This is a genomic window from Acinetobacter sp. 161(2023), from assembly GCF_037027805.1.
In the GTDB taxonomy this organism is placed as follows: domain Bacteria; phylum Pseudomonadota; class Gammaproteobacteria; order Pseudomonadales; family Moraxellaceae; genus Acinetobacter.
In genome coordinates, this window is sequence record NZ_JAZEYD010000010.1 from 22,547 (window position 1) to 48,548 (window position 26,002).

The 26,002-nt window shown below is 38.4% G+C and carries 28 protein-coding genes; 20 read left to right on the top strand and 8 right to left on the bottom strand.

What is annotated here, in order from left to right:
- Window positions 1-14: 14 nt before the first annotated feature.
- The 4 genes from WA249_RS11010 to WA249_RS11025 all read right to left on the bottom strand — a co-directional run bounded on the left by WA249_RS11010 (window position 15) and on the right by WA249_RS11025 (window position 4,249).
- Complete coding sequence (locus WA249_RS11010; protein WP_336168690.1) at window positions 15-902, bottom strand: hypothetical protein; 888 nt, start codon at window positions 900-902, stop codon at window positions 15-17.
- Entirely contained in the window at window positions 899-1,966 is a 1,068-nt protein-coding gene (locus WA249_RS11015) for a GNAT family N-acetyltransferase (protein WP_336168692.1), read from the bottom strand. Before WA249_RS11015 ends, WA249_RS11010 begins: the two co-directional genes overlap by 4 nt.
- Before the next feature lie 9 nt (window positions 1,967-1,975).
- Window positions 1,976-3,415 (bottom strand): aspartate aminotransferase family protein, encoded by a 1,440-nt coding sequence (locus tag WA249_RS11020; protein WP_336168694.1) that lies wholly within the window; start codon window positions 3,413-3,415, stop codon window positions 1,976-1,978.
- 78 nt (window positions 3,416-3,493) lie between these two features.
- Window positions 3,494-4,249 carry a MipA/OmpV family protein gene (locus WA249_RS11025; protein WP_442891967.1) on the bottom strand — a complete coding sequence of 252 codons (756 nt, stop codon included), beginning with the start codon at window positions 4,247-4,249 and terminating at the stop codon, window positions 3,494-3,496.
- A gap of 430 nt (window positions 4,250-4,679) precedes the next feature.
- On the opposite strand from WA249_RS11025, the gene WA249_RS11030 reads away from it, so the two are divergent.
- The 6 genes from WA249_RS11030 to WA249_RS11055 all read left to right on the top strand — a co-directional run bounded on the left by WA249_RS11030 (window position 4,680) and on the right by WA249_RS11055 (window position 9,187).
- Complete coding sequence (locus WA249_RS11030; RefSeq protein WP_336168697.1) at window positions 4,680-5,393, top strand: MtnX-like HAD-IB family phosphatase; 714 nt, start codon at window positions 4,680-4,682, stop codon at window positions 5,391-5,393.
- The gene (locus WA249_RS11035) at window positions 5,390-6,274 is read left to right on the top strand and encodes an alpha/beta hydrolase (RefSeq protein WP_336168698.1); all 885 of its coding nucleotides are present in this window, start codon (window positions 5,390-5,392) and stop codon (window positions 6,272-6,274) included. Before WA249_RS11030 ends, WA249_RS11035 begins: the two co-directional genes overlap by 4 nt.
- On the top strand, window positions 6,271-6,630 hold the full coding sequence (locus WA249_RS11040; RefSeq protein ID WP_336168699.1) for an EamA family transporter: 360 nt from the start codon (window positions 6,271-6,273) through the stop codon (window positions 6,628-6,630). Before WA249_RS11035 ends, WA249_RS11040 begins: the two co-directional genes overlap by 4 nt.
- The gene (locus tag WA249_RS11045) at window positions 6,627-7,025 is read left to right on the top strand and encodes a DMT family transporter (RefSeq protein WP_336168700.1); all 399 of its coding nucleotides are present in this window, start codon (window positions 6,627-6,629) and stop codon (window positions 7,023-7,025) included. The genes WA249_RS11040 and WA249_RS11045 overlap by 4 nt, the downstream gene beginning before the upstream one ends.
- A 328-nt stretch (window positions 7,026-7,353) precedes the next feature.
- Window positions 7,354-8,298, top strand: coding sequence for a DUF4424 family protein (locus WA249_RS11050; RefSeq protein WP_336168701.1), 945 nt, complete (start codon window positions 7,354-7,356; stop codon window positions 8,296-8,298).
- 91 nt (window positions 8,299-8,389) lie between these two features.
- A complete protein-coding gene (locus WA249_RS11055) occupies window positions 8,390-9,187 on the top strand; it encodes an SDR family NAD(P)-dependent oxidoreductase (RefSeq protein WP_336168702.1) in 798 nt (265 codons plus the stop codon).
- On the opposite strand, the gene WA249_RS11060 is transcribed toward WA249_RS11055, so the two are convergent.
- Window positions 9,184-9,786: an HvfX family Cu-binding RiPP maturation protein gene (locus WA249_RS11060; RefSeq protein ID WP_336168703.1), complete on the bottom strand. Its 603-nt coding sequence runs from the start codon at window positions 9,784-9,786 to the stop codon at window positions 9,184-9,186. The genes WA249_RS11055 and WA249_RS11060 overlap by 4 nt on opposite strands.
- A gap of 164 nt (window positions 9,787-9,950) precedes the next feature.
- Here WA249_RS11060 and WA249_RS11065 point away from each other — a divergent pair, with 164 nt between their 5' ends.
- The 13 genes from WA249_RS11065 (at window position 9,951) to WA249_RS11125 (ending at window position 22,786) form a co-directional block, all read left to right on the top strand.
- Window positions 9,951-10,259, top strand: coding sequence for an HvfA family oxazolone/thioamide-modified RiPP metallophore (locus WA249_RS11065; RefSeq protein ID WP_039254988.1), 309 nt, complete (start codon window positions 9,951-9,953; stop codon window positions 10,257-10,259).
- 69 nt (window positions 10,260-10,328) lie between these two features.
- On the top strand, window positions 10,329-11,192 hold the full coding sequence (locus tag WA249_RS11070; protein ID WP_336168704.1) for an HvfB family MNIO-type RiPP peptide maturase: 864 nt from the start codon (window positions 10,329-10,331) through the stop codon (window positions 11,190-11,192).
- Complete coding sequence (locus WA249_RS11075; protein WP_336168705.1) at window positions 11,143-11,904, top strand: HvfC family RiPP maturation protein; 762 nt, start codon at window positions 11,143-11,145, stop codon at window positions 11,902-11,904. Before WA249_RS11070 ends, WA249_RS11075 begins: the two co-directional genes overlap by 50 nt.
- On the top strand, window positions 11,901-12,521 hold the full coding sequence (locus WA249_RS11080; protein ID WP_336168706.1) for an RNA polymerase factor sigma-70: 621 nt from the start codon (window positions 11,901-11,903) through the stop codon (window positions 12,519-12,521). The genes WA249_RS11075 and WA249_RS11080 overlap by 4 nt, the downstream gene beginning before the upstream one ends.
- The gene (locus tag WA249_RS11085) at window positions 12,515-12,694 is read left to right on the top strand and encodes a zf-HC2 domain-containing protein (protein WP_336168707.1); all 180 of its coding nucleotides are present in this window, start codon (window positions 12,515-12,517) and stop codon (window positions 12,692-12,694) included. Before WA249_RS11080 ends, WA249_RS11085 begins: the two co-directional genes overlap by 7 nt.
- 91 nt (window positions 12,695-12,785) lie before the next feature.
- Entirely contained in the window at window positions 12,786-13,697 is a 912-nt protein-coding gene (mumR, locus tag WA249_RS11090) for a LysR family transcriptional regulator MumR (protein ID WP_336168708.1), read from the top strand.
- A 342-nt stretch (window positions 13,698-14,039) separates the two neighbouring features.
- Entirely contained in the window at window positions 14,040-15,293 is a 1,254-nt protein-coding gene (locus WA249_RS11095) for an NRAMP family divalent metal transporter (RefSeq protein WP_003650999.1), read from the top strand.
- Between the two features lie 34 nt (window positions 15,294-15,327).
- A complete protein-coding gene (locus tag WA249_RS11100; RefSeq protein WP_336168709.1) occupies window positions 15,328-16,092 on the top strand; it encodes a LamB/YcsF family protein in 765 nt (254 codons plus the stop codon).
- Between the two features lie 2 nt (window positions 16,093-16,094).
- Entirely contained in the window at window positions 16,095-16,910 is an 816-nt protein-coding gene (locus tag WA249_RS11105; RefSeq protein WP_336168710.1) for a putative hydro-lyase, read from the top strand.
- Window positions 16,911-16,942: 32 nt separating this feature from the next.
- Window positions 16,943-18,526 (top strand): urea amidolyase family protein, encoded by a 1,584-nt coding sequence (locus tag WA249_RS11110; protein ID WP_336168711.1) that lies wholly within the window; start codon window positions 16,943-16,945, stop codon window positions 18,524-18,526.
- Entirely contained in the window at window positions 18,526-20,244 is a 1,719-nt protein-coding gene (locus WA249_RS11115) for an acetyl/propionyl/methylcrotonyl-CoA carboxylase subunit alpha (protein ID WP_336168892.1), read from the top strand. Before WA249_RS11110 ends, WA249_RS11115 begins: the two co-directional genes overlap by 1 nt.
- 303 nt (window positions 20,245-20,547) lie before the next feature.
- Entirely contained in the window at window positions 20,548-21,768 is a 1,221-nt protein-coding gene (locus WA249_RS11120) for a chloride channel protein (RefSeq protein ID WP_336168712.1), read from the top strand.
- A gap of 109 nt (window positions 21,769-21,877) precedes the next feature.
- Window positions 21,878-22,786: an SEL1-like repeat protein gene (locus WA249_RS11125; protein WP_336168713.1), complete on the top strand. Its 909-nt coding sequence runs from the start codon at window positions 21,878-21,880 to the stop codon at window positions 22,784-22,786.
- Here the strand turns inward: WA249_RS11125 and WA249_RS11130 are convergent.
- A complete protein-coding gene (locus tag WA249_RS11130; RefSeq protein ID WP_336168714.1) occupies window positions 22,772-23,269 on the bottom strand; it encodes a hypothetical protein in 498 nt (165 codons plus the stop codon). The two genes, WA249_RS11125 and WA249_RS11130, sit on opposite strands and share 15 nt — an antisense overlap.
- A gap of 979 nt (window positions 23,270-24,248) precedes the next feature.
- Here WA249_RS11130 and WA249_RS11135 point away from each other — a divergent pair.
- Window positions 24,249-24,803 (top strand): TetR/AcrR family transcriptional regulator, encoded by a 555-nt coding sequence (locus tag WA249_RS11135; protein ID WP_336168715.1) that lies wholly within the window; start codon window positions 24,249-24,251, stop codon window positions 24,801-24,803.
- 53 nt (window positions 24,804-24,856) lie between these two features.
- Here WA249_RS11135 and WA249_RS11140 read toward each other — a convergent pair whose 3' ends face one another.
- On the bottom strand, window positions 24,857-25,090 hold the full coding sequence (locus tag WA249_RS11140; protein WP_336168716.1) for a hypothetical protein: 234 nt from the start codon (window positions 25,088-25,090) through the stop codon (window positions 24,857-24,859).
- A gap of 418 nt (window positions 25,091-25,508) precedes the next feature.
- Window positions 25,509-25,940, bottom strand: coding sequence for an SRPBCC family protein (locus WA249_RS11145; RefSeq protein WP_002114206.1), 432 nt, complete (start codon window positions 25,938-25,940; stop codon window positions 25,509-25,511).
- Window positions 25,941-26,002: the final 62 nt, after the last annotated feature.

Sequence of the window (26,002 nt, forward strand, 5' to 3'; positions counted from 1 at the left end):
GGCGGTTTTTTTTATTAATCTGACCAAGCTGAATCTATGGCATTAATCAACCGTAAGTTCAACGCTTTCTGTTCTAACTGCCAATTTGAGAGTTCTTCGGCAGTCGGTTCTTGCTGCCCATCGGAGGCTGCTAAAAAACGTTTAAAATAATTTTTATAATGATAGGCAGAAACATCACCTGTAATATCCGCCGCAACTAAACGACCTTTACATGCTTCAATTAAGCTCTGCAAATGAATTTCCAAAAATTTCCCTTGGTCCCAGTTCGTCATTACGACTTCGCTTGAAAGTACATCCTTATCAATCGATAAATAAATAGCGGAGTCCGATGCTTTTATTTCGGTTAGAAATGCAGATAACAGTTCATCTGGATGATCAAAATTTTGCCATGCATTCTTTTTGCCTGTAAAACGAACCCATGAAGCATTTTGCTGGATACTCCAGTAATGCAGTTTCCCTTTATATAACGGCGACCAATGGTTTTCTACTGCATGCAGCCATCCAATATCACTTGAACTAATTCCTAGTACATCAATTCTGGCAACTTGTGGAAGCTTGCTTGCCCAATACACCCACGAACCACAGTGAATACCAAAAGGGTAACGCATATTGTCAGGATGATTATCACAGACAATCAGGTGAAGTGGTTCTTCAGTTGGCAGTCTTTCTAATAAGAGTTGGGTCACGTGATGGTAATCACCACTGCCTAAGAGGACACAACCCAATTTTTCAGGCAAATGTTGGTTAAGGTGAGCACGTAATTCGTCGAACTCTTTTAGTTTACAACCAAAGCGAATCACTTCTTGCCATGACGTTAGATCAATGCGTACTGCATCATCAGGATCACCAGCAGAATCATCAAAGTTTAAAACGATAGGTGTTCTGTTATTTACCAGATTCATGATCGTATTTCCTGTTTAACGTGCCAATGATGATCTGCTTCAAATAAAGGTCGTAATTTCTTTAAAATAAAACGTAAGACAGGGGAATGTATCCATACTAGATGTCGAGTAAATGTAAATTTAGCGCCTAGTTGAGCTTTGACTTCAGGATCTGTCCAGCCCGCAATGTAAAATTTGAGGTTATTGGCTAATGCATAATCTAAATTTACGAACCAGCTAATAAAATATAAATTGTATTCTTTTGCGAATGGGTAATTGAGCCCAATATATTTATCAACTAGATTGTCTTTATATTCATAACAAATGTTATAGCCGACTAGGGTTGTATCTGCCCAATATAAAAATACTTTACCGCCGCTGTTTGAATCTTGAAGAATTTCTGAAAAAAACTCAGGGCTGAGTAGGTCAAAATGTATTTCGCTTTGCTGATAAACGGCAAGATAGAGTTGATATAAATAGGTTCTAAACTCATGATTATTAAACTGTTCATCGCCCGTAGAAAATTGTTCAATATTTAATTCATTTAAACTTTTGAGTTTACGTTTAAAGTTTTTACGACGGGGTCTAGATAATCTTGATAGATATTCTTCACGGCTTGAAAAATCGATAGGAACGTAAGCTAAAGCTTGCCCTTCAACAGATAAAAAACCCTTTTTTTCTGCATCTTGAATAAAATTTTGACTGTAATTATTTTCAAGTTCGCTAAGTAAAGGTGAACCTAAAGGAAGATCTTTAATAATACCTAACTTAATTTTTTGGTCATTATTTTTTAAAAAATCTGTTATCGAGTCTAGAGAAAGTTCTTTAGGTAATAAGCTGTATTCTGTGACAGTTGTCCCGATAAAACATGTTTTAAAATGAAGAATTTTTCCCCAGATCGAATACCCTGGCAATGCTTTAATTTTTTTAAGAAGGTCTGTATCTAGAGTCGTTAATAAATCAAACTCTGTATAAAAATAAGGCAAAAAATTGTTAGGAGAATGAACCTGAAAACTTAAAGGTGGATGCTTTAAAAAAGCATCCACCACTGCCTGAGGTTCTAACTGATTCAGGTTTTTAGTCATAAAGTAATTTTATATTTCCCGTTTAGCTCGAATTAATACTTGGTCAAGTAAAACCATTGCTTGATCGATTTCGGCTCTCGAGATTTCTAGTGATGGTGCAAATGTAATAACGTTTTTGTAATAACCGCCTACATCTAACACCAAACCACATTGTTGTCCTTGGTATTCAAGGGTACCTGAAAGACCGATATCGACCATTTTATCCAATAATTCTTTGTTTGGAGTAAAGCCATCAGCCTGACAAATTTCTGCGCGTAATGCTAGTCCTAATCCATCAACATCACCAATTTCTGGATGACGTGATTGTAAGTCTTTTAGACCTTCTAGGAAATAGGCACCACTTTCCATGATTTGTTTTTCATAGTCTTTTTCAGCCAACATGTGCATAACTTCAAGACCAACTGCTGTACCAAGCGGGTTAGACGCAAAAGTTGAGTGAGTTGAACCAACTGGGAAAATTTCAGGATTAATCATTTCTTCTTTTGCCCAAATACCAGCAAGAGGATTTAATCCGTTGGTTAACGCTTTACCAAATGCAACAACGTCTGGCTTAATATCGAAATGTTCGAAAGACCATAGTTTACCAGTACGGTAGAAGCCCATTTGGATTTCGTCGACAACCAACAAAATACCGTGATCATCTAGAACTTTTTTCAAACCTTTATAGAAGTTCTTCGGTGGAATTACGTAACCACCAGTACCCTGAATCGTTTCAATATAGAAAGCAGCAAATTCACTTTCACGAACTTTAGGGTCCCAAACACCGTGGTATTCATTTTCAAAAAGACGTGCAAACTCACCAACTAACTTATCTGCATATTCTTCTGGTGTCATACCTTTAGGACGACGGAAAGGATATGGGAATGGAATGAATTGAGCACGCTCACCAAAATGACCATAGCGGCGACGGTAGCGATAGCTTGAAGTAATTGAAGATGCACCTAAAGTACGGCCATGGTAACCGCCTTCAAAAGCGAACATACGGCTTTTGCCTTTAGTAAAGTTACGTACAACCTTTAATGAGTCTTCAATCGCTTGTGAACCACCAACGTTGTAGTGAACACGGCCTTGTACACCTGTCTTTTTAAGAATGTCTTCAGCAATAACTTTACTGAGTTCAATTTTAGTTGGGTGTAAATATTGGCTGGCAATTTGAGGAAGCTCATGAATTTGCTTGATAAGTGCCTGATCTAAACGAGGGTTTTTATAACCAAAGTTGACCGCCGAATACCACATTTGTAAATCTAGATATGGAATATCTTGGTCATCAAAAATATAGCTGCCCTGACAATCCGTAAAAATCTTAGGTGGGTTTACATAGTGTACTGTATCGCCGTGTGAACAATACTTTGCCTCATCTGCTAAAAGTTGTGCCTCATTAAGTCGAACGCGGTCCTTCGAACTTGTTGCAGAAGTGCTTTCTTGCTTGAATGTATGATTGTTGTTCATACTTCTATTCCTTTTACGGTTGGTGTTTTCAGTGTGTATGTTTTAGATACAGAGGCTGAGTGAAAAAAGTTGTTATATTTAAAAGGTAAAGGTAAGACCCACAGCAGGAGTAATATCTGTGCGTTTTTTTACCATTGGACTTTTAAACTGTTCGTTTGATAGATAATTAAATTCGACAGAACTAAAAGCATTCACATGTTTGGAAAGTTGGTAGTTGGCTGTCATGCTCACAAAAGGCGATATGCTTTGGCCCGGTTGATATGCTGCAATACCACTACGTTTACTTTCAGCATCACTTACGCCGTAGTAGTATTGGTTATATTTTGCATTGTTCCACTGAAAACCTGCTTCCGGATAGACTGTTAAATTGCCTTTGTCTAGTTCCGCAAGGTAAGAGGCCCTTAAAATAGTTCCTTTACTACGGGATAAAACATCGGTATTAAGCCGTGCTTTAAATCCACCGTAAGGTGTAATTCGCATATAACTTGCACCAGCTAGAACAGACCATTTCCGTTTGTCTAGTAAACGTAGTTCGCCGCTTGGATCGTATGAGTTGCCATCATAGTGACCATCTATGCGTAATTGATTTTTGTCGTCTTTGAATAAGTAATAGCCGGCATCGTCGCCTTCAATATAGAATTTATCATTGTCATAGAAAATAGTAGGCAAAAGCGTTTGAGACGTTTTATGACCTTTATAAGCCTGGAAATTTACAGAATAGTTAAAACCCATTGTTAAATCTGGTGATGAGCTTTCTTCTGCATAAGCCGTATAGTAAAAAAAGCAGTTGCTTATTACTATTGCTATGGCGATTTTTTTCAATGGTTTAAGCATATTTAGTCTTTCTAGGGTGAAGAAAAAACGATGTTTAGTCGTGTTCTGTTCAAATTTTTTTTGAATATAAAAGTTAATTCTTATACAAATCTTAATAAAAAATTAAATCTAACTTAATTTTGTATTTTTTCGTCAAATCACTTATTTCGAATCAAAAATAGACTTTATAAGAAGGATGAATGATTCATTTTAGTGTGTATCCTAGTTTGAAAAACAATGATTAGTAAGTTTTTCTTTTAAATAAAAGGTGTTTTTTTGCAAATTTTAAATCATCTGGGCTCTATCTATACTTTTGTAATTGATGGAATAATATAATACTTTATTCAAATTTTTTTTGAAGACTTTTAATTAAAGAAATTTTAAGATTTGCATCCTAAAGTCAGAATGTAATTTTTATAAAAATTCTTAAATTATTTGTATGAGGCATTTTATGTTCATGGTCAACCAGCATTACTATACAGATCACACTGTACCTTGGCATATTTTATGTGACTTTGATGGGACAATCAGCTTAAAAGATACGACGGATTATTTGCTCGAAACTTATGCAAAAGCTGGCTGGGAAGAAATTGAAGAAGAATGGGAACAAGGGAAAATTGGTTCCAAAGTTTGTATGCAAAAACAGATTGAACTGCTGGATGTATCAATTGATGAGTTGCACCAATGTCTCGATCAAATTGAAATTGACTTGGGCTTTATCGAATTAGTCAAGATTACTGCTGAATATAAAATTCCTTTGACCATTGTAAGTGATGGACTCGACTTTGTTATTCGCCATATTTTAAAAAAATATAATCTAGAACATTTGCCTGTTATTGCTAATCACCTCGTTCAGACAGGTGAAAGGTCATGGAGACTCGAGTTCCCTAATCAGGAGGTGAACTGTGTAAGTGGAACATGCAAATGTAAGATTGCAAATCAAAAACCTCAAAAGCATATTGTTTTGATTGGTGATGGTCGTTCAGATTATTGTCTAGCAGGAAATGCAGACTATGTTTTTGCAAAAAAATCTTTAATAGACCATTGTATCGAAAACCAGATTTTTCATACAAAGTTCGAAAATTTTGCAGAAATTTACCAACCCTTGGCTAAGCTACTATGTAGTGATTTTGGAATAGATACACCAGTTACGGTGATTACATGATAAAAGATAATTCATTTTTTTTATCAGGCAACAGAACTGGTATTTTATTGATTCATGGTTTGACCGGCACGCCAAATGAAATGAGAGGAATTGCACGCGTTTTGCATCAAGCAGGTTATAGCGTGTATGGGGTACAGTTGGCTGGGCATTGTGGCGATGTCGAAGATTTGGTAAATAGCCAATGGGAAGATTGGTTTGATAGTGTAGTTGCAGGAGCAGAAAAGCTAAAAGAACATACAGATGAGCTATTTGTTGCAGGTTTATCGATGGGATCTTTGCTGGCATTAAAGTATGCATCAGCTTATCCAGTTGCTGGGGTGATTGCCTATAGTCCAACCTTTCAATACGATGGCTGGAGCATTCCTTTATGGTCAAAAATGCTTGCGCCTATTGTTTTGCCTAGTGTTCATTATTTAAATATTTTTCGTAAGAATACTTTTGATGAAGCTGAGCCTTACGGCATCAAAAATGAAGTATTGCGTTCGCGTATTGTTCAGGCCATGAATAGCGGTGAAAGTAGCGAAGCGGGGTTACCTGGTAATCCGTGGCATTCATTGTTTCAGTTACAACGCCTTTCGCGTAATGTTCGTAAAAATCTCTCAAATATTACTGCACCATGTTTGTTATTACATGCCTATGACGATGATATTGCTCACCGAAGAAATAGTGAGTTAATTTATGCCAAGGTGAAGGGGCCTAAGAGTTTAATCTGGCTTTATAATAGCTATCATATGATCACTATTGATAATGATCGAAAACAAGTAATAGAAGAATCCATTCGATTTATTCAGCAGTACGAACATCAAAAAAAGAAACCAGAGACTCCGTTAATGAGACAGGAAATAAAAGTCTCACCTGAAATGATTGGTAAATCCTTATGAATATTGTGGTGTTCAGTGTATGGATGCTAACCATTTTGATTGATACAGTGGGGCAGTTGGCTTTCAAGGCCGCTGCTCATGAAAGTAAAACCAATGAAGGGCTTGAACATTGGTGGTTCATGGCTAAACGCCCGTGGCTATGGGTTGGTATTGTTTGCTATATCTTTGAATTTGTCGTTTGGCTTGCCTTCCTCTCGCTGGTTCCTCTTTCTGTTGGGGTAATGCTAGGGTGCATCAATATTGTAGTGATCATGCTTGCTGGTCGTTTATTCTTTAAAGAAAAATTAACTCGAAATCGATTAATTGGTGTGATTCTGATTGGACTCGGAGTGACTATTGTTGGGATGGGTGCATGAAGAAATTTTATATCGTTGGTTTTTTAACATTAATGCTTTTCGATACTTTGGCCCAGATCAGTTTTAAGTTGGCTTCAAATCATGCGATGCCTTTAACTTTTGATGTCGATTGGCTAATAAGGGTGTTTAGCCATCCATGGATTTATGGGGCTTTCATTGGATACATAGGTGCCTTTTTTATCTGGATGAATTTATTAAAACATGCGCCTATCGGACCTGCTTTTGCAGCGTCACATTTAGAGTTAATCACTGTGATGTTTTTGTCGATTTGGCTTTTTAATGAACCGCTTACATTCACGAAAGTCACAGGCGCTATTCTTATTTTTGCAGGTGTTTGCTTCTTGGCTAAAGATGAAGAAGAGAGCCATAGTCATGAAGAAGTTGCCACAAAATAACCTGTAATCAATCAATTTTAAAAGCGGTTATGTCTACCGTATTGACTTCATGAAAGTCAGTACGGTGCTAAATTAACATTCTGGGTTTATAAGCAGTTTTCTGAGTTCTTCATTAAAAAATTAAAAGAAAGGCTAAAAAAAGAGCAATATATTGTTTTGCATAAAATAAAAAAGACGAATCTTTTAAAATTAAATATGAATAAATTTGTTCTTACTCAATTGATTTGCTTCCCATAAATAACATTTAAAGCGCTTACCTCAACAGTCTTAAAACAGCTATCATTTAGGTTGATATTTCATAATCAAAAAATGACATAGAGACTTTAAAATGAAAAAGCTTGCAATAACCTTAGCTGTTTTGGTTCCACTCTCAAGCTATAGCCTAGCCAATGACTCTACGGGTTATGTCGGCACAGGTGGCATTCAATATCTTAAAAATTCACAAGTTGCTATGCAGAGTGAAGATTTATTTATTAGTAAAAAAATCATTAAGGTCGACTATCTTTATAAAAATTTAAGCAGCAAGGATGTGACAGAAACTATTTTATTTCCGTTGCCACGTATTGATAATTTCTTTGAGTCTGATTTTGCAGATACAGAGGCACTTTTAAAAAGCTTTAAAATTGTGGTAGATGGTCAAAATATAAAACCAGAAATGCATGTTAGAACGTTTATTCAAAAAGATGACAAATCACCTTTGATGGATGTAACAGATGAGTTTAAGCAATGCGGTTTTACTGAAAAAGACATGCTTAATCCATGGACACCTACTAAATATGATTATGAATTTTATCTAGATAAACTAAAACAATGTAATAAACCACAAATGCAGAAACTTGTAGCTCAATTTGAAAAAGATGATGTGATCCCGTGGTCATCTCAAGTTATTTATAGTTGGAAGCAAACCTTTAAAGCCAATAGTTTGACCAAAATTCACCATGAATATAAACCTTTAGTCGGTGGGTCTGTTGCGCTATATCCAGACGAGGATAGCAAGCAATTTTGCATGGATAAACAATTTAAGCAGGGCCTCAAAAAAGCTCGGGCAGAACATTCGCCGTTTAGTGCCTTAGGTTATATTTTGACGACAGGCGCAAATTGGGCAAAGCCAATTGAAAACTTTAAGTTAACGATTGAACGTGATAAAGATGAACTGGTTTCATTTTGTTGGGATGGCCAAGTTAAAAAAATAAGTCCAACTCAATTTCAAATGAGCAAAACCAAGTTCGTACCAAAACGAGATTTAGATATTATTTTTGTTCAAGTTAGATAGCTTCATAACACTTTAAACTGTATAAAATTGCATCACTTTTAATTGTGTGTCATAACCTAACTATGGCGCACAATAACAAGAGGATGCCAATATGTTACTCAAGGGAAAAGTAGCAGTAATTTTTGGAGGTAGTGGCGCAATAGGCACTGCCATTGCAAAAGTTTTAATTCGTGAAGGGGCGCATATTTATTTATGCGCAAGAGATTTAAACAAACTGCAAAACATTGCGACACAACTACAAAAACATGAAGGCGTGGTACATACCGTTAGTGTTGATGTGTTAGATAGTCAGGCAACCAGTGAGGCAGTTGCTCAAATTGCCCAAGCGACGGATGGCTTAGATATCGTCATTAATGCGACCAGTTTTATCCATAACCAAGGCAAAGAACTTTTGGAATTAAACCTGAATGAGTTTATCGGGGGAATAAATCCATTTCTTACAGCTCAGTTTAATATATCCAAAGCTGCGGTGCCTTTTATGGGCGGTGATCGTGGCGGAACCATAATTTCAATTGTCGCGCCTTCAGCACGAATGGCGATACCGGGACATCTCGGGCATATTGTGGGCTGTGCTGGAATAGAGGCTTTTATTAAAGCACTTGCCAGTGAGCTAGGTTCTAAAAATATACGGGTATTGGGTGTACGCTCACATGCAATTGTTGATGCTGTGCAAGCGGGTTCTTACACACGTGAATTATTTGAGTCTAAAGCGCAGGCCATGGGGCTCAGCATAGGACAATGGCTTGAAGGTGCTGCTCAGAGTACCATGCTAAAACGATTGCCCACGCTTTCACAAGTTGCAGAAACTGTCGCTTTTCTTGCATCGGAGCATGCCGACTCAATGACTGCAACAGTGGTAAATATGACGGCTGGAGCAATAGTGGATTAGTGCAATTTATTTTTAATCCAATAATCTAAACTAAAATAACGGCCGCCTCCAAGTACAAGCAAGGCGAGCAGCATAACCATATAGGTCGCGGCAAATTCAATTCCGTTATTTAAAATAACAAACGAACCGCTAGAGGTAAGCCAGTCATAGTTACCATAGTTCTGTAAGATTTCTCGAGCTTTATCTAACTTTTCAGCAGAGGCTAATACTTGCATATTGGCGAAGGGCGCATGCGGATCAGCAATTGCTTGCCATCCATTAGGGAGATGTACCGTAAATATTGCGACCAACATGGTAATAATGAGTGGAATACTAATTAGACGGGTAAACAGACCTAATGTTAAGAGTATTGCACCTGCCAGTTCAGTTGACGTTGCAAGCACGGCCATTAAATATGGAAAAGGAAGGCCTAACCCTCCATCTGAATTACCAAACCATTCGACAATGTCATTGAAGTGCATCAATTTATTTGTCCCTGCCATCCAGAATATAGGAACTAGATATAATCGAAGCGCCAGCGCTGCAATGCCATCAACATGTTGTAGAGACTTACCGAGATTTTGATAATATTGAGATAAGCCATAAATAAAGTTCTTCATGATAATTTCACATCCAATGCGATTGAATAATAATTAGTCGGATGGAAACTGTATTTCTTACATAAAAATTTTTTTTATTTACGGTGTAATAAAAAAGGATTTGGTCCGTCTAACTTTATGTACATGTGTACAAACCGAGAAATTAGCATTAAAGGAATACGAAAATGAACAAACTCAACTCAATGACTTCAGTGGCAGCATTATTAGCACTTTCAGTTGCAGGTGCTACGCAAATGGCTGTAGCAGCAACCAATACGACAACTGAAGTACATGCAACTAAAGCAGCAGATGGTAAATGTGGTGAAGCGAAATGCGGAGCTAACAAAATGAAAAAACATGAAAAATCTGCGGAAGCAAAATGTGGAGCAGCTAAAAAAGCAGCAGAAGGTAAATGTGGTGCAACTAAAAAAGCAGCGGACGGTAAGTGCGGTGCAGATAAAAAAGTTGCTGATGGCAAGTGTGGCGCTAAGTAAACCATCTGATCATGGATGATGTCGGCCTTCTATTAAGTGTCGGCATCATTTCCAAAAGGAGAAGTCACCATGATGGAGTTGAATGGTGTAGGGCTTGGTTTAAGACGAGATTTCATAGATTCATTTCTAACGGCAAAAACATATCCCGACTTTATTGAGGTTGCCCCAGAAAATTGGCTTGGTTTTGGTGGCCGACATGCAAAATTACTGGCACAGTGTGCTGAAAAAGCGCCGTTAATTTGTCACGGCTTGTCATTATCTATTGGAGGGCCGCATCCACTTAATCTCGAGTTTATAGGTCGAGTAAAAAGCTTTTTAGAACAATACGAAGTGCCTATTTATTCTGAACATTTAAGTTATACAAATGATGGCGGCTATTTATATGATTTGTTGCCAATACCGATGACGGAAGCCGCTGTTAAATATGTGGCTGAACGTATTTTACGGGTACAGGATATTTTAGGGAAAAGATTGGTCATAGAGAATGTGTCTACTTACGTCATGCCGAATGCCCAAATGAGTGAAGCCGAATTTATTCGTGAAGTGATTCAACATGCTGACTGTGATTTGCTTCTTGATGTAAATAATGTCTATGTCAACAGTACCAATCATGGTAGCGATGCATTCGGATTTATTCAGAACATGCCAAAGGAACGAATTCGTTACTTACATATTGCTGGACATGAAAAAGTTCAGAAGAACTTATTAATCGATACCCATGGGGCGGAAGTTTGTGACCGTGTTTGGGAGTTATTGAGATATACCTATCAAGTATGCGGAATAAAACCGACATTATTAGAACGCGATTTTAATATTCCATCATGGCAAGAATTAGAAGAGGAACTCGCCAAAATTAAACTCATTCAACAACAGGAGAGTGGCTATGAAGGGAAATCAAATATCCTTCCAAACCATGCAGCAACAGTTTTGTGACTGGATTAGAGATCCTGATTTGGAACTGCCTCAAACACTTCCTGCTCAAAGAATGCAAATTTATCGGGATTTGCTTTTTAATAATGTCAGCTCATTTATTGACTTAGTTTATCCCGTAGCTCGTGCGATGTTGCCAGAGTTAAAGTGGCAACAATTGCTGTTAGAGTTTTTTCAAAAAGCTAAGAGTCGCTCACCTTTATATAATGATATCTCTTTAGAATTTAGAGAGTATTTGACAGACCAGCAGCACCCAATATTACAAGAATACCCTTGGTTGGCTGAGTTATTACAGTTTGAATGGCTTGAGTTGTATTTAGATACTGTTGAAATTGAAGATGTCGTTTTGCATGAAAATTACGCTTGGCAGTTAAGCACAAAAGTATGGGTATTGGTTTATCAATATCCTGTTTATACGTGGACGACTTTAACGACACAAGAACAAGTTGAGCTTGCACCAGGTGCAGTACTGGTTTGGCGTGATGATGAAGATAAGGTATGTATTGAACAACTTTCTCCATTGTTTGCTATGCTAATTGAACAGTTAACTCAAAATATAACGTTAACTGATCATGATATTTTTACGCTCATTCAATCTGTACTGACTGACTTGTCTAAGCCTGAAATTGATCTGCAAATTCAAGAACTAAAAAACCTCTTAACTCGACTACAATTAATTCAAATTTCCCATGATTTTAAAGAGGTACAAGGATGACTTCAGCCGCGGCATCAAGTTATGAGGACCTAGGGGATCAACTGCATAATCCAGCCTTTTTACAAGACTTAAGACAGCAAATGATTAAATTTGCTTTTTTACAGTTGTCTTCGCTTCCGCAAGCTGAAGATGTAGTGCAAGAGGCATTAACGAGCGCTTTTCAAAATTTAGATTCCTTTAAAGGGCGGGCTGCGTTCAAAACATGGGTATTCGCAATTTTAAAAAATAAAATTATTGATGTAGTTAGGCAAAAGTCACGCTTGGTCGCAATGTCTGAATTATTTAAAGATGAGGAAAGCGAGCTCAGTGTCGATGAGTTGTTCGATGCATCAGGACATTGGCATAAATATGAAGCACCTCAAGCATGGCAAAGCCCTGAAGAAATGATAGAGCAGTCAGATTTCTGGATAATTTTTGAAGCCTGTTTAGATCATTTACCTGCTAAATATGCTCAGGTTTTTATGATGAGAGAAGTGATAGAGCTGAGTTCTAACGAAATTTGTAGCAAGCTGGAATTATCTATTTCAAACTTTAATGTGTTGATGTATCGAAGCCGTACCCGATTACGGGAATGCTTAGAAAATAAATGGTTATTGAAGGAGGATTGTTCATGTTGACATGTCGACAAGCCACTCAATTGGTGTCGGAAAAGCAAGATAGAGCCTTGTTTTTACGTGAGAAGAGTAGTTTACAACTGCATTTATTGGCGTGTCGATCATGCCGTCGTTATGCAAAACAGATCAAAACAATCAGTCAGCTTTCTAAAGTATTTAAAAATTTGGATGGCTAACTTTCATTAAAAATTTATTTATTGCTAGCCTAACTCAGCAAAAAGCTCTCATACTATAAAAGTACAGGAGTTTTTTAATACAGGATGAAACGTGAATTTAAAGAATCTTGAAGCATTTTATTGGGTTGTGACTTTAAATAGCTTCAATAAGGCTGCGGCAAAATTGCAAACAACTCAGCCTGCGGTATCTCAAAAAATTACATCTCTTGAAAGTGAATTAGGTTTTAAAATTTTAGATCGTAGCTTGCGGCAGTTTAAACTGACTCATAAAGGCATGACCTTATTTAAGTATGCTGAAAAATTTATGCGTCTAGAAACAGATCTAGTGGCTGAGCTGACCGAAAACCAGCACCTGACTGGCACCATTCGTTTAGGCGTTTCTGAAACAATTGTCTATACATGGTTAGTTGAATATATTGAAAAGGTTCAACAAGAGTTTCCAAAAATTTCTGTAGAAATTGTGGTAGACCTGACACCTAACTTACAAGAAGGTGTGCGAACAGGGGACTTAGACATGGCCTTTTTGCTTGGGCCAACTTTAGCTTTTGAATGTATTGAACAGGCTTTGTGTGACTTTGAGCTGAGCTTTTTGGCTTCACCTTCATTTAAAGGTGGTGTTGCTCAAATGTCTTTTAAAACTTTAATGTCTCATACTATTTTAACCTATCCCAAAATTACCTATCCCTATAAAGAATTGAAAGCCAGAATGAAAGAACAAGGAATTGATGAACCACTCTCAATTACCAGTTATTCACTAGCAACTTTATTACGTTTAGCAGAGCAGGGTTTAGGCATTGCAGTCGTGCCGACCTTAACCGCGCTAAAAGAAATCATTGATGGCCGACTAGAAATATTAAATACGCCCATTCAATTAAAGACGTTTCATTTCACCTCGATTTACATTCAAGGAAACGATGTGGCATTGAAAGAAAAACTAACCGAGGTGGCTGTTAAAGTATCGGCGAGTGCCATGAAAAGTCTCAATGAAAAAATCCAAAAATAAGCTCTATTTTGATTTCTTATAAAATATTTTTTCTTATTTTATATAGGCTGCTTGACTGGAAAGCCATAAAAGCAGCTTATGAAGTTTGATAAGTAAAACTTATCCTGATTTTTTAATAAATATTAAATCATTTAAAATCAAATATTTGTGTTTTTAATTTTCTGTAAAAAGTCTTATTGTCCGTAGGGATTAGCTATGTTTTTATCTTAGATACAAGATTTGATCGCCGATTGTGTTAATTGGGGAACAGGGAATCTTTGTCATTTTAAAGGATTAAAGAATATCGTTTAGGAAAGAAATGGTGTTCTTGGTTCAACTTGTAAATAGCGTTGTTAAGCTCAAATGGATGAGGAACGCATTAATATGTCTTTACTGAAATCTTCTTTTTTATCAGATCGCCAATGGGCCATTGTAGCCTCAATCTTTATGATGGCGACCTCTGCAATGGGGCCAGGATTTTTAACCCAAACTGCTGTATTTACAGTCAAGTTAGGTGCAGCATTTGGCTTTGCAATTTTAGTTTCCATTCTGATTGATTATGTGGTTCAACAAAATATCTGGCGAGTGGTGACACTTACCCAAATGCGTGCCTCGGATATTGCCAATAAAGCAATTCCCGGCAGTGGTTACTTACTGGCTTTTCTGGTCATTCTAGGTGGTTTTTTCTTTAGTATTGGTAACATTGCAGGTGCAGCTTTAGGTCTAAATGCACTTTTTGGCCTAGACACAAAGTGGGGCGGTATTTTAAGTGGTGCATTAGCCATTTTGATTTTTGCATCAAGAAAAGCAACGCTTGCCATGGATAAAAGCATGATCGTGTTGGGATTGCTTAAAATCCTCCTGATTATTATTGTTGCCGTCATTGTAATGCCTCCTGTTGGTCAAGCTGTACATCAAACTTTTGCTCCAGATCAGATCGACTTTGCCATTATTACCACCATTGTCGGCGGTACAGTTGGTGGTTATATCTGCTATGCAGGTGCGCATCGTTTACTCGATAAAGGCGCGGTTGGTCCTGAAAATATTGATGAAGTTGCTAAAGCTGCAACTAAGGGCATTATTGTTGTCGGCATCATGCGCTACGTGTTGTTTTTAGCATTTTTAGGTGTGGTGGTGAGCGGTGCAAATATTGATTTAGCCAGCCATGACGCCAATCCGGCAGCTCAAGCATTCCAATATGCAGCGGGTACATTTGGTTTTAAATTATTTGGTTTAATTTTCTGGGCAGCCGGCATTAGTAGCACCATTGGTGCAGCATATACTTCAGTGTCGTTCTTTAACGTGTTTAAAAAGAACTTAACACCAAAACAAAACAACTATACGACCATTACCTTTATCGCATTGGCTTTATTACTCTATGTGTTATTGGGTGCAACTCCAGCAGGTCTACTCATTTTTGTGGGTGGTTTTAACGGTTTGGTGTTGCCAATTGGTCTTACAATTTTTGTGTATGTTGCTGCATGCCGTAAAGATTTAATGGGTAATTACAACTATCCAAAATGGTTGCTTATTTTGGGTGGATTAACATGTCTGTTGACGTGGTGGATGGGCTATATGTCGTTTACGACAGTGTTTAACTATTTGACCAAGCTTTAAGCCAGACTTTGTTACGTGATAAAGGAATAATGCCATGTTTGTAGATTTAAATAGTGATTTGGGTGAAAGTTTTGGCTCATGGAAAATGGGTAATGATGACCAGATTTTACCTGTCGTGACCAGTGCCAATATTGCTTGTGGCTTTCATGCTGGCGACCCGCTCGGCATTTTAAAAACGGTTCGTAAAGCAGTTGAGCTTGGTGTGACCGTTGGTGCTCATGTGTCTTATCCAGACCTTGTAGGCTTTGGCCGCCGTAATATGGATTTGTCACGTGACGAGCTTATTGCCGATGTGCTTTACCAAATTTCTGCACTCGATGGCTTGGCTAAAGTAGCAGGTTCAAAAGTGCAATACGTTAAACCGCATGGCGCGCTCTACAACACCATTGCCCATGACCAAGCTCAGGCAGCCGCCGTGATTGATGCCATTAAAATGTATAACCCTGAATTGGTTTTAGTGGCTTTAGCAGGGTCAAACTTGGTAGAGCAAGCACGTGTGGCTGGTTTAAAAGTGGTATCTGAGGCATTTGCTGACCGCGCTTATAACAGCGATGGTTCACTGGTATCTCGACGTTTAGAAGGTGCGGTTTTACACGACTCAGCATTTGTTGCGAGCCGTGTGGTTTCAATGCTTAAAAATGGTGGGGTCGAGTCAATTGATGGCGTATTTACCCCAATTCAAGCCGACACCATTTGCCTACATGGCGACACCGACGGTGCATTAGAGATGTCGGCAGCCATTAAAGCTGAGCTTGTAAAAAACAATATTGAAATTCGCCCATTTGTAAAAAAAGCATAAGGATGAGCACAATGTATAAGGATATTAAAGTCGACCCAGCTCAGCTTGACGCCGCGTTAGATGCGCGTTTAAAAATCCGTGCAGGTTTTGATAAACCAACAGCAGGTATGGCTGCGGGTATGACGCAGGTCAACATGATTTCGGTGCCAAAAGAGTGGGCATATGACTTTTTACTCTATGCGCATCGTAACCCACAAAGCTGCCCAGTGCTTGATGTGCTCGAAGAAGGCATTTATGCATCTAAGCTTGCCGCAGATTCAGACATTAGAACCGACTTCCCGCGCTATCGCATTTGGAAAGATGGCGAAATGGTTGATGAAGTGACCGATGCAAGCGAGATTTATAATGCCCATCCAGATTTAGTCACGTTCTTAATTGGTTGCAGTTTTTCATTTGAAACAGCTTTGCAAGAAGCTGGTATTGAAGTTCGCCATATTCATGATGACAATAATGTACCGATGTATCTGAGCAATATTCAGTGCCTGCCAGCAGGGCGTATTTCTGGAAATATGGTGGTTTCAATGCGACCAATTCCATCTCATCAAATTAGTGAAGCTGTAAAAATTACCGCGCGTATGCCAAGTGTCCATGGTGCGCCTGTACATATTGGGCATCCTGAAAGCTTAGGGATTTTGGACGTAAATAAGCCTGACTTTGGTGATGCTTCACGTATTGAAGCGGGTGAAATTCCAGTGTTTTGGGCTTGTGGTGTAACGCCTCAAGCAGCCGTTATGAACTCGAAAATTCCTTTTGCGATTAGTCATGCACCGGGTCATATGTTTATTACCGACATTCCTGACCGTGCTTGGATTGGCTAATTGGACTAAAGAAGAATTAAAAGGATAAGCAAATGCGTTTTTTATCGGTAAACGCCGATTGTTTTCTGATTGAGCTTGCGAGCCTAGAAGAAACTTTGGCGTTGTACAATAAATTGCAAAATACGCAATTGAATGGAATTAAAGACTTAGTCCCCGCTGCAAAAACAATTTTGGTTTTTTTTAACGAGATCGGAACCAATTTTAAAACGCTGGTTGCTTCAATTCAGAGCCTCAAGATTGATTCAGGATTTGAGCGTAGCAGCCAAGAAGTGATTGTACCGATTCGTTACGATGGTGAAGACCTTGCTCAAGTTGCTGAGTTACAAGGTTTGTCGATCGCCGATGTGATTAGAAAACATCACGAAAGCGTGTGGAATGTGGCTTTTATTGGTTTTGCGCCGGGCTTTGCTTATATGAGTAGTCCCGATCGACCTTTTACCGATATTCCACGCTTAACGGTTCCACGTAAGAAAATACCGTCAGGCTCTTTGGGCTTGGCTGGAAAATACTCTGGTATTTATCCAAAAGACAGTCCAGGTGGCTGGCAGCTTATTGGTACAACATCAGAAAAAATGTGGGATTTAGAGCGTAAAAATCCTGCATTGCTGTTACCGGGCATGACCGTACATTTTGAAGATGTTACGCATAGCCCAACAATCGTAAATGTACCACAGCAAATTACTCGTACGGTTGATCTTAAACAATCTACACCACTGTTTACGATCACTGCACCAAGTCTACAGATGCTCATTCAAGACGAAGGGCGTTTAAACCAGACCAATATTGGAGTTGGGGTTGCTGGTGCAATGGATTTATCTGCCATGCATAGTGCTAATCGTATTTTGGGTAACCCAATCGATACACCCGTTATTGAAGTTTTAAATGGCGGCCTAAAAGCCAAAATGCAGCATGCCGGCGTTATTGCAGTGGCTGGAGCTATTTCAAACATTCGTGTGAAATTTGCCGATGGTCAAACCGCAGATTTTGCAAGTTATCAACCGATTGATCTGGATGAAGGCGATGAATTTCAAATTCAGTTACCAACAGCAGGATTAAGAAACTATCTGGCAGTTCGCGGTGGTATAGATGTTGAACCAGTGCTCAATAGTGCCTCATTTGACAGCTTGGCGGTGTTAGGGCCAGAGCCTTTAAAGCTCGGAGATACCATTTACCAAGGGCAAATAAAGGCAGCCAATATTAGCGTAAATGAAGTGGGTAAAAGCGACTTGCCACAAGCTGGCGAAGTTGTTGAGTTAGATATTGTAATGGGACCGCGCACTGACTGGTTTGAACAAGACAGTATTGAACTATTGTGTCAGCAAGAATGGCTAGTGACCAATGAAAGCAACCGAGTTGGGCTAAGACTTTCAGGTGCAGAGCCTTTAACTCGAAAAATTACCCATGAACTGGAAAGTGAAGGCACGTGCATTGGTGCTTTGCAGATTCCACCGAGCGGGCAACCCGTTTTGTTTATGAACGATCACCCTTTAACGGGCGGATATCCAGTCATTGGCGCTGTTGCTAAACACCATTGGGATTTGGTGGCACAGATTCCAGCTGGTTGCCGCATCAAATTTAAAAAAATTGCCGAATTTACAGATTTTGAGAATGAATGATGAATACAGAAAAATTATTGATTGCTAACCGTGGTGAAATTGCCGTTCGTATTATCCATGCTTGCCGTGACATGGGAATTTCTTCAGTTGCGTTATATGCAGATGACGACATTGGCAGCATGCATGTCGAACTTGCAGATGAAGCATGGGGCTTGGCTGGTGCTACCGCAAGCGAAACCTATTTAAATATTCCTGCGATTATTGAAGTTGCAAAGAAATCGAAAGCGACCATGGTCCATCCGGGTTATGGCTTTTTATCTGAGCGTGCTGAGTTTGCTCAAGCCGTGATTGATGCAGGTTTAAAATGGGTAGGGCCATCACCCAGTGCCATTGAAAAACTAGGTGATAAAATCGAAGCACGTAAAATTGCTGCTTCGGTAGGTGCACCATTGGTTCAGGGTACACAAGATCCATTAAACAGTGGAGATGAAGCTTTAGAGTTTGCCAAACAATATGGTTTACCGATTGCAATTAAAGCCGCATTTGGTGGCGGTGGCCGTGGCTTAAAAGTTGCGTGGAAACTCGAAGAAGTTCAAGAGCTTTATGAGTCGGCAGTACGAGAGGCAAAAGCTGCCTTTGGTCGTGGTGAATGTTTTGTCGAGCAATATCTCGATAAACCGCGCCATGTAGAAGCGCAAGTGATTGCTGACCAGCATGGCAATATTGTGGTGCTTGGTACACGTGATTGTTCGTTGCAACGCCGTAATCAAAAGTTAGTCGAGGAAGCACCAGCGCCATTTATTAGTGATGAGATTTACCAGCAAATTTTGACCTCGGCAAAAGACATTTGTCAGGCTGCAAACTATGTGGGTGCAGGAACAGTTGAATACTTATTGAGTCGCGATGGCAAGCTTTCATTCTTAGAAGTAAACACGCGTTTGCAAGTTGAACACCCAGTGACTGAAGAAACCTCAAAAGTCGATTTGGTGGTTGAGCAAATTCGCGTGGCACAGGGCCATGAGCTTTCTATTAAAGAAACACCAAAATCCCAAGGCCATGCGATTGAGTTTCGTATTAATGCCGAAGACCCAGCACGTGGTTTCATTCCAGCCTTTGGTGTGTTGAGTTTATTTGAAGCGCCGTTTGGTCATGGTGTACGAGTCGACACAGGAGTTCGAACTGGATCATTGGTATCTAGTCATTTCGATTCACTCATGGCAAAACTGATTGTGACTGGTCCAACCCGTGAAGTTGCAATTGCCCGAGCTAAACGTGCTTTGAAGCAATTTAAAATTGAAGGCGTGGCTTCAGTTCTAGATTTTCACCGCGCGGTACTCAATGAACCTGACTTTACAGATGAGTTTAATGTACACACGCGTTGGATCGAAAATGACTTTAAACAAGAGTTAAAGCCGACTAAACGCGGCATTCCAAACCATCAACAACCGATGTTGCTGAGCTACATTGAAATTGATGGCAAGTTACACCGCTTAGGTTTACCTGCGGGTATGTTTGCGCAAGGCCCAGTAACCGCCGTTCAAGCCCAAACTGCCGAGCCAGAAGTGAGTGCCGAGCATTTACTTGCCCCAATTAATGGTGTGATTAGCGATTGGAAGGTCGAAAATGGTGAGCAAGTCACAGAAGGTCAAGTCATTGCAATTATGGAAGCGATGAAAATGGAAGTGCAGGTATTAGCGCATCGCAGTGGCGTTATTCAGATTAGTGCAGAGAAGGGCGCAACCTGCCATGCAGAAACTGTGATTGGTAGTATTAATTAAGTTTTGAATAGATAATTTGACCTGATTTTGTCTTTAATTTGATTAGGTCAAGTCGAATGCTTATTAATTAACTCAATCGGGCGTTTTTCAGGTTTTCATTAACTATTTACAACTTGAAAGCCTGTACGGGGTATGAGATATTTGTCACAGATTAGTGGTATAAATATTGATCACTGTATTTAAAGCTCGCTTGTGCGAGCTTTAATTTTTAGCCCAGTTTAAGCATTTCTCACTTAATGAGCTGGCGACATAAAAACAATTTGAGAATTTGGCACTCACTCAAAGGCGAATTGAAGAAAGCGAATGAAAATTCTACCTTCATCTGAATATGATCAAATTCTAAAATATAGTGTCTATTGGCTCGTCATCTCGATTGTGATTGGAGTCGTAGCAGGGTTGGCATCGACCTTAATTTTTGTCGCTTTTGATATTTCAAACAAAGTCCGAAGTCTGCATCACTGGCTCATCTACTTTTTGCCTTTTGTGGGTTTTGGCATTGGCTATCTCATTAAAAAATATGGTTCACCAATTGAACGGGGAACTCATTTACTCCTAGATGAAATTCACCAGCCCAAATCGTTTATTCCGAAACGAATGAGCCCCATCATTTTTATCACCTCAATTTTAACTCAGTTGTTTGGTGGTTCGGCAGGGCGTGAGGCACCAGCGGTTCAGCTTTCAGGCGCCTTAATTGACCACTTGAGTCATATATTAAAAGTCTCGGAAGACAACCGAAAAATTTGTTTAATTGCGAGTATTGGTGCGGGCTTTGCAGGGGTGTTTGGCTTGCCTCTGGCAGGTGCAATCTACGGTTTAGAAATTACTGCTTTAGGTAATTTAAGATACTCAGCTATTTTCCCATGTTTTGTATCAGCTCTTGTTGCATCAACTATTCCTGAGCTATTCGATATTGTTCATCCGCATATTTATTATGTGATTAGTGAGTTTCCAGCCATTCATTTTGGCACGCTCATGAGCTTGATTGCGGCTGGGCTAGTCTTTGGTTTAGCTGCGCGTTTCTTTATTGCTGCCATTCATTTGGCGAGTGATGTCTTTTATAAATACATTCGCTATTTGCCATTAAGAACAATGGTCGGTGGTATTGTGATTATGCTACTTACGTTGTTTACCGCGCATCAGCAATACAACGGTTTGGGTACAGATAAAATCATTGCATCTTTTTATGTGCCGATTGAGTTTTACGACTTTTTTAACAAGACCGTTTTTACTGCCATCACTCTAGGTTCAGGTTTTAAAGGTGGCGAAATCACGCCGTTGTTCTATGTTGGCGCGACATTAGGTAATGCTTTAGGGGCGGTTTTAAACTTACCACTTTCATTGCTTGCAGGCTTAGGGTTAGTCAGTCTGTTTTCTGGGGCAAGTAAAGCACCTTTAACGTCTATCATTTTAGCTGTTGAGCTATTTGGAATGAATGTTGCCACTTACGCCATCATTACTTGTTTATTAGCAGCGCTATTTTCTGGGAATTGTGGGTTGTATCGCCGTAAGAAGTTGATGGATTAGTGAGTGGTTTATAGGTAGGGCTTGGTTGGGTTTTGGGATAATTGTGTTTGAGAATTTATGCTAGAATCCCTTAGATATATTTATAGATAAATGTAATTTAATACTAATTATGCCTTTAATTTTAAAAAACAAGTTTCTTAAAATCGGTATCGTTTTCTTAACAATCAATTTATTAGCTTGTAGCCATCAACCAGATTTTAAAGATATTTCTCATTTGGCAGAAAGAGGCGATTCAGGAGCTCAAGCAAAACTTGGTGAACTATATGTAGAGGGGAAAGTTGTTGCTCAAGATTATAAAAAGGCCTTTGAATGGTATAGCAAAGCTGCTAATCAAGGAAATGCGGAAGCGCAGAATAATTTGGGAGCAATGTATGCTCTTGGACATGGGATAGAGCAGAATTATAAAAAAGCATTCGAATGGTATAGTAAAGCTGCTGGACAAGGGGAAGTGAAGGCACAGAATAATTTAGGTGCGTATTATGCAAATGGTGATGGTGGAGTTAAAAACTATCAGAAAGCATTTGAATGGTATAACAAAGCTGCTGCACAAGATAATGCCGAAGCTAAATACTATTTGGGCATACTTTATGAAGAAGGCTATGGGATAACTCAAGATTATAAAAAAGCTTTTGAATGGTACAGTCAGGCTGCTGCACAAAATTATGCTGATGCGCAAAATAATCTTGCAGCACTTTATGCACAAGGTAAGGGCGTAGAACTAAATAATAAAAAAGCCTTTGAGTTATATAGCAAAGCGGCTGAGCAAGGAAACTCAAAAGCACAAAATAACCTAGGGGCGTGTTATGCGCTTGGGCAAGGCGTAAATCAAGATTATAAAAAGGCCTTTGAATGGTATAGTAAAGCTGCTCAACAGGAAAACGATGAAGCACAATTTACTGTGGGCATGATGTACTTTAAAGGTGAAGGCGTAAAACAAAACAATGAATTAGCCGAAAAGTGGCTAAGAAAAGCAGCAGAAAATGGCAATAAAGATGCCTTATTACTATTTGAAGAATAGCCATTTTTCTATGTCATGGATTTGCTGTTTTGTGGCTTCAACTAGGTGAGGAGAATTCTCTGAAGTCCATGTTTCATCACACCAATCGCAAGCATCGTAGAAAGATTCGAGCCAAGTAGGGTAATAAATTATGTTGTCTGGAAGATTTCTTGGTGCGCCCATAAAACCTGTTTCTAAATTACTAAAAATAGTACATAGCTGAACTGGGCCTAGATTTTTTTCTTGATAATTATTTAAAATATCTAAAAAAAATCGGGCTGCTAATATTTCTGCTTCAATACAATTATATGAAAAACTAGGGTCTGTTAAGTTTATGATTCGAAGTAATAAAGAATTATAATCATTAAATGGTAGTAGTAGTTCGGTAAAAAAATCTATGTGAACATCTTCGTTTTCTTCAATATATTTATTAATCTTTTCCGTTCTTTCTTGAGCTGAATATTCTCCATAATAAAACTCGATATATAAAGAATTTAATGTCATTAGATAACTCTAATCATTTTTATAATGAAAATATATAATACTAAAAGATATTAGAAATTTCATAATGAACTACACCATAACCAACACTTATTAAATAACTTTTATTCTCCCTAATTATTCTAGTTTATTACGATTGTCTTGTCCTACGCTTGACGACAGCAAAAGTGAATAATATCCTTTCTTTCTGGTAGGGCGGAAAGAGGACATCTTAGGATGTGCTGGTCTCTTTGGCACCAGTCTGCTAACTCTTTTCCGTTCTACTACCATAATTATTTAGCAGAGATTGGTAGAATTATATTCACTCCTGAGTTTGTATTTAATTTTTATAACTAGACAAACAGATCCTAAATATCAATATTTAAATAGTTTTTAAATCTTCAAAACTTGAAAATAATTTAGAACCCAACCGCTCTACTTTAATACGATTGTCATGTCCTACGCTTGACGCCAACAAGAGCGAATACTATCCTTTGCGGGCTAGCCTACATTGCTAGCGGGTTTTAGCAGACCCTATTTAACAAAGACGATATTCGAAACCTAGTTTTGTGTATCGTGAACTCGTTCGCCCCCTTTTTCTCTACGGTAGGGCGGAAGGGGGACACCTTCGGGTGTGCTGGTTTCTTTGTTGCCAGTCTGCTAACCCTCTTTCGTCCTGCCACCATCATTTAGCAGTGATCGGTAGGATTTCTTTTGTTAACAAAGGAGTCCGCTATGCGTACTAATTCTTCTCAATTTTTGGCCTTTGCCAAAGTCTCTCTGCCCATACCAACTAATTGGTCTTTAAAACGCTTTAACCGTTTATAGGTTTTCTACGACCTTAAATCGTTACGACTAAAAAATCATAGCAACAATAAAACCGAGATAGGCGAGCACACCATTTTTGTGCCGCTTTTGCATGCCTGTTTTTAGCACTCATTTTAAGAGTGACGGCATTTCTATCTCTTTTAGATACAACAAAAAATTATTTTAAGCGGTATACATGAAAAATTTAGAATCTTCATTTAGAGCACTGCGCGTGCTTCACATAGCAAAAGATTTATTTAATCAGGATGGTTTTAATAAAGTTGGTGTCGACCGGATTATTGCAGAAGCCAAAATCCCCAAAGCTACTTTCTATAACGACTTTCACTCAAAAGCACGACTCATCGAAATGTGTCTCACTTTTCAAAAAGATGCGCTCAAAGTAAAAGTGTTTTCAATTCTCAAATCTTATCGTGAAGAAATGGTGCTTGATAAACTCAAACAGATTTACCTGCTACATGCCGATTTAAATGGCTTTTATCGTTTACCCTTTAAAGCAATTTTTGAAATTGAAAAGCTCTACCCAAAAGCCTACAGCGTGGTGATTGAATATAGAACTTGGCTCATAAACGAAATCTATAAACTGCTTTTAACCGTCAAAACTACGGCTTCAATGAAAGACGCTCACATGTTTTTGTTTGTGATTGATGGGGCAATGGTTCAGCTTTTAAGTAAAAACAGTGTAGATGAGCGAGACAAGCTACTCGAGTATTTTTTAATAATGCTGTCTTAGCAATGAACCTAAACACACTCTAAAAGGAAAAGCTCGTAATTGGGCTTTTTTATTTATTCGAGTTCAAGTTGATCATCATCTTTAGTGACTTTGATCTTCATCTTTCTATATTTACGTTTGTTTGGATCTAAAGCAGAGTTTGATACTTCATCAGCAAATTTTGGATTTTGCATGAGTTTTGCATAGGCTCTGTAACCTATGCGAATTCGGGTAGGCGGACAATCTGTTCTTTGGGAATAATATTCAATTAGTGAATTTAATTCCTTTAACAAACTTTGAGGTTCCATTGGATTGATTATTTTCTATTAATTAGTAGGTTATTTCAGCATACTAAACTTTAGAAAATTTCTAAAGATCTAGTTGGTATACATTATCTTTAATAAGTGTTGTTTATTTTGCGTTAATTGCACAAATAGTGAATTAATTTACTTTTTTCTTTGCATTTTTGATTTTTTTTTAATCAAATAGTCATAATTAAGGGTTAAATTAATTTTAGAAAAAGAAAATAGATAGAAGATTGCCACGAACAAGAACTATTTAAGCAATTTTCTCAAACTGTAGTATTCAGCTGACTTTAACGAGTCGGCTTTTGTTTTTGTGGTTAGACACTCGAATTCCCTATTTGTAGAAATCGATGCAGCAGTTCATCCATACATCTACTTAAAAATAAAAGCCCGATAAAGGGCTTTTTATTTGATATTTTGATTAAAATTTGAGTTTTTTAAGCCCACGACTCACGCCATTTTGTAAGGCTGCCTTAATAATCGGGCCAATAAAAGGAACGCGACCTTTAAAGCTAATGGTGTAATCCAAACGAGTACGGTTATTTCCCAAGTCTGTAAATTTCATGACACCCCGGTGACCCTTAATTGGACTAATCCCGCTCGTGATCGCGTACTCGATCAGTTCATTTTCTTTGTAGACTAAATTTGTTTCTACAAATGACGGAGTCAGTGGAATAGACATTTTACGAGCAGAGCCAACACCATTACGGGCGTCTTTGCCGTTGCTAATACGAGTCACTTTAGCAGGAGCGAAAAGTTTGCTTAAGTTTTCATGCTCACTTAAGGTTGCAAAGACTTTGTCTACGGGTGCATCAAATTCTTGTACGATGTTGATTTTTTGAGTTTTTAACATCTTATTCCCTCTATAAATTATTTTGACATTGCTGATTGTCAGAATTTGGATATTAGCATGCT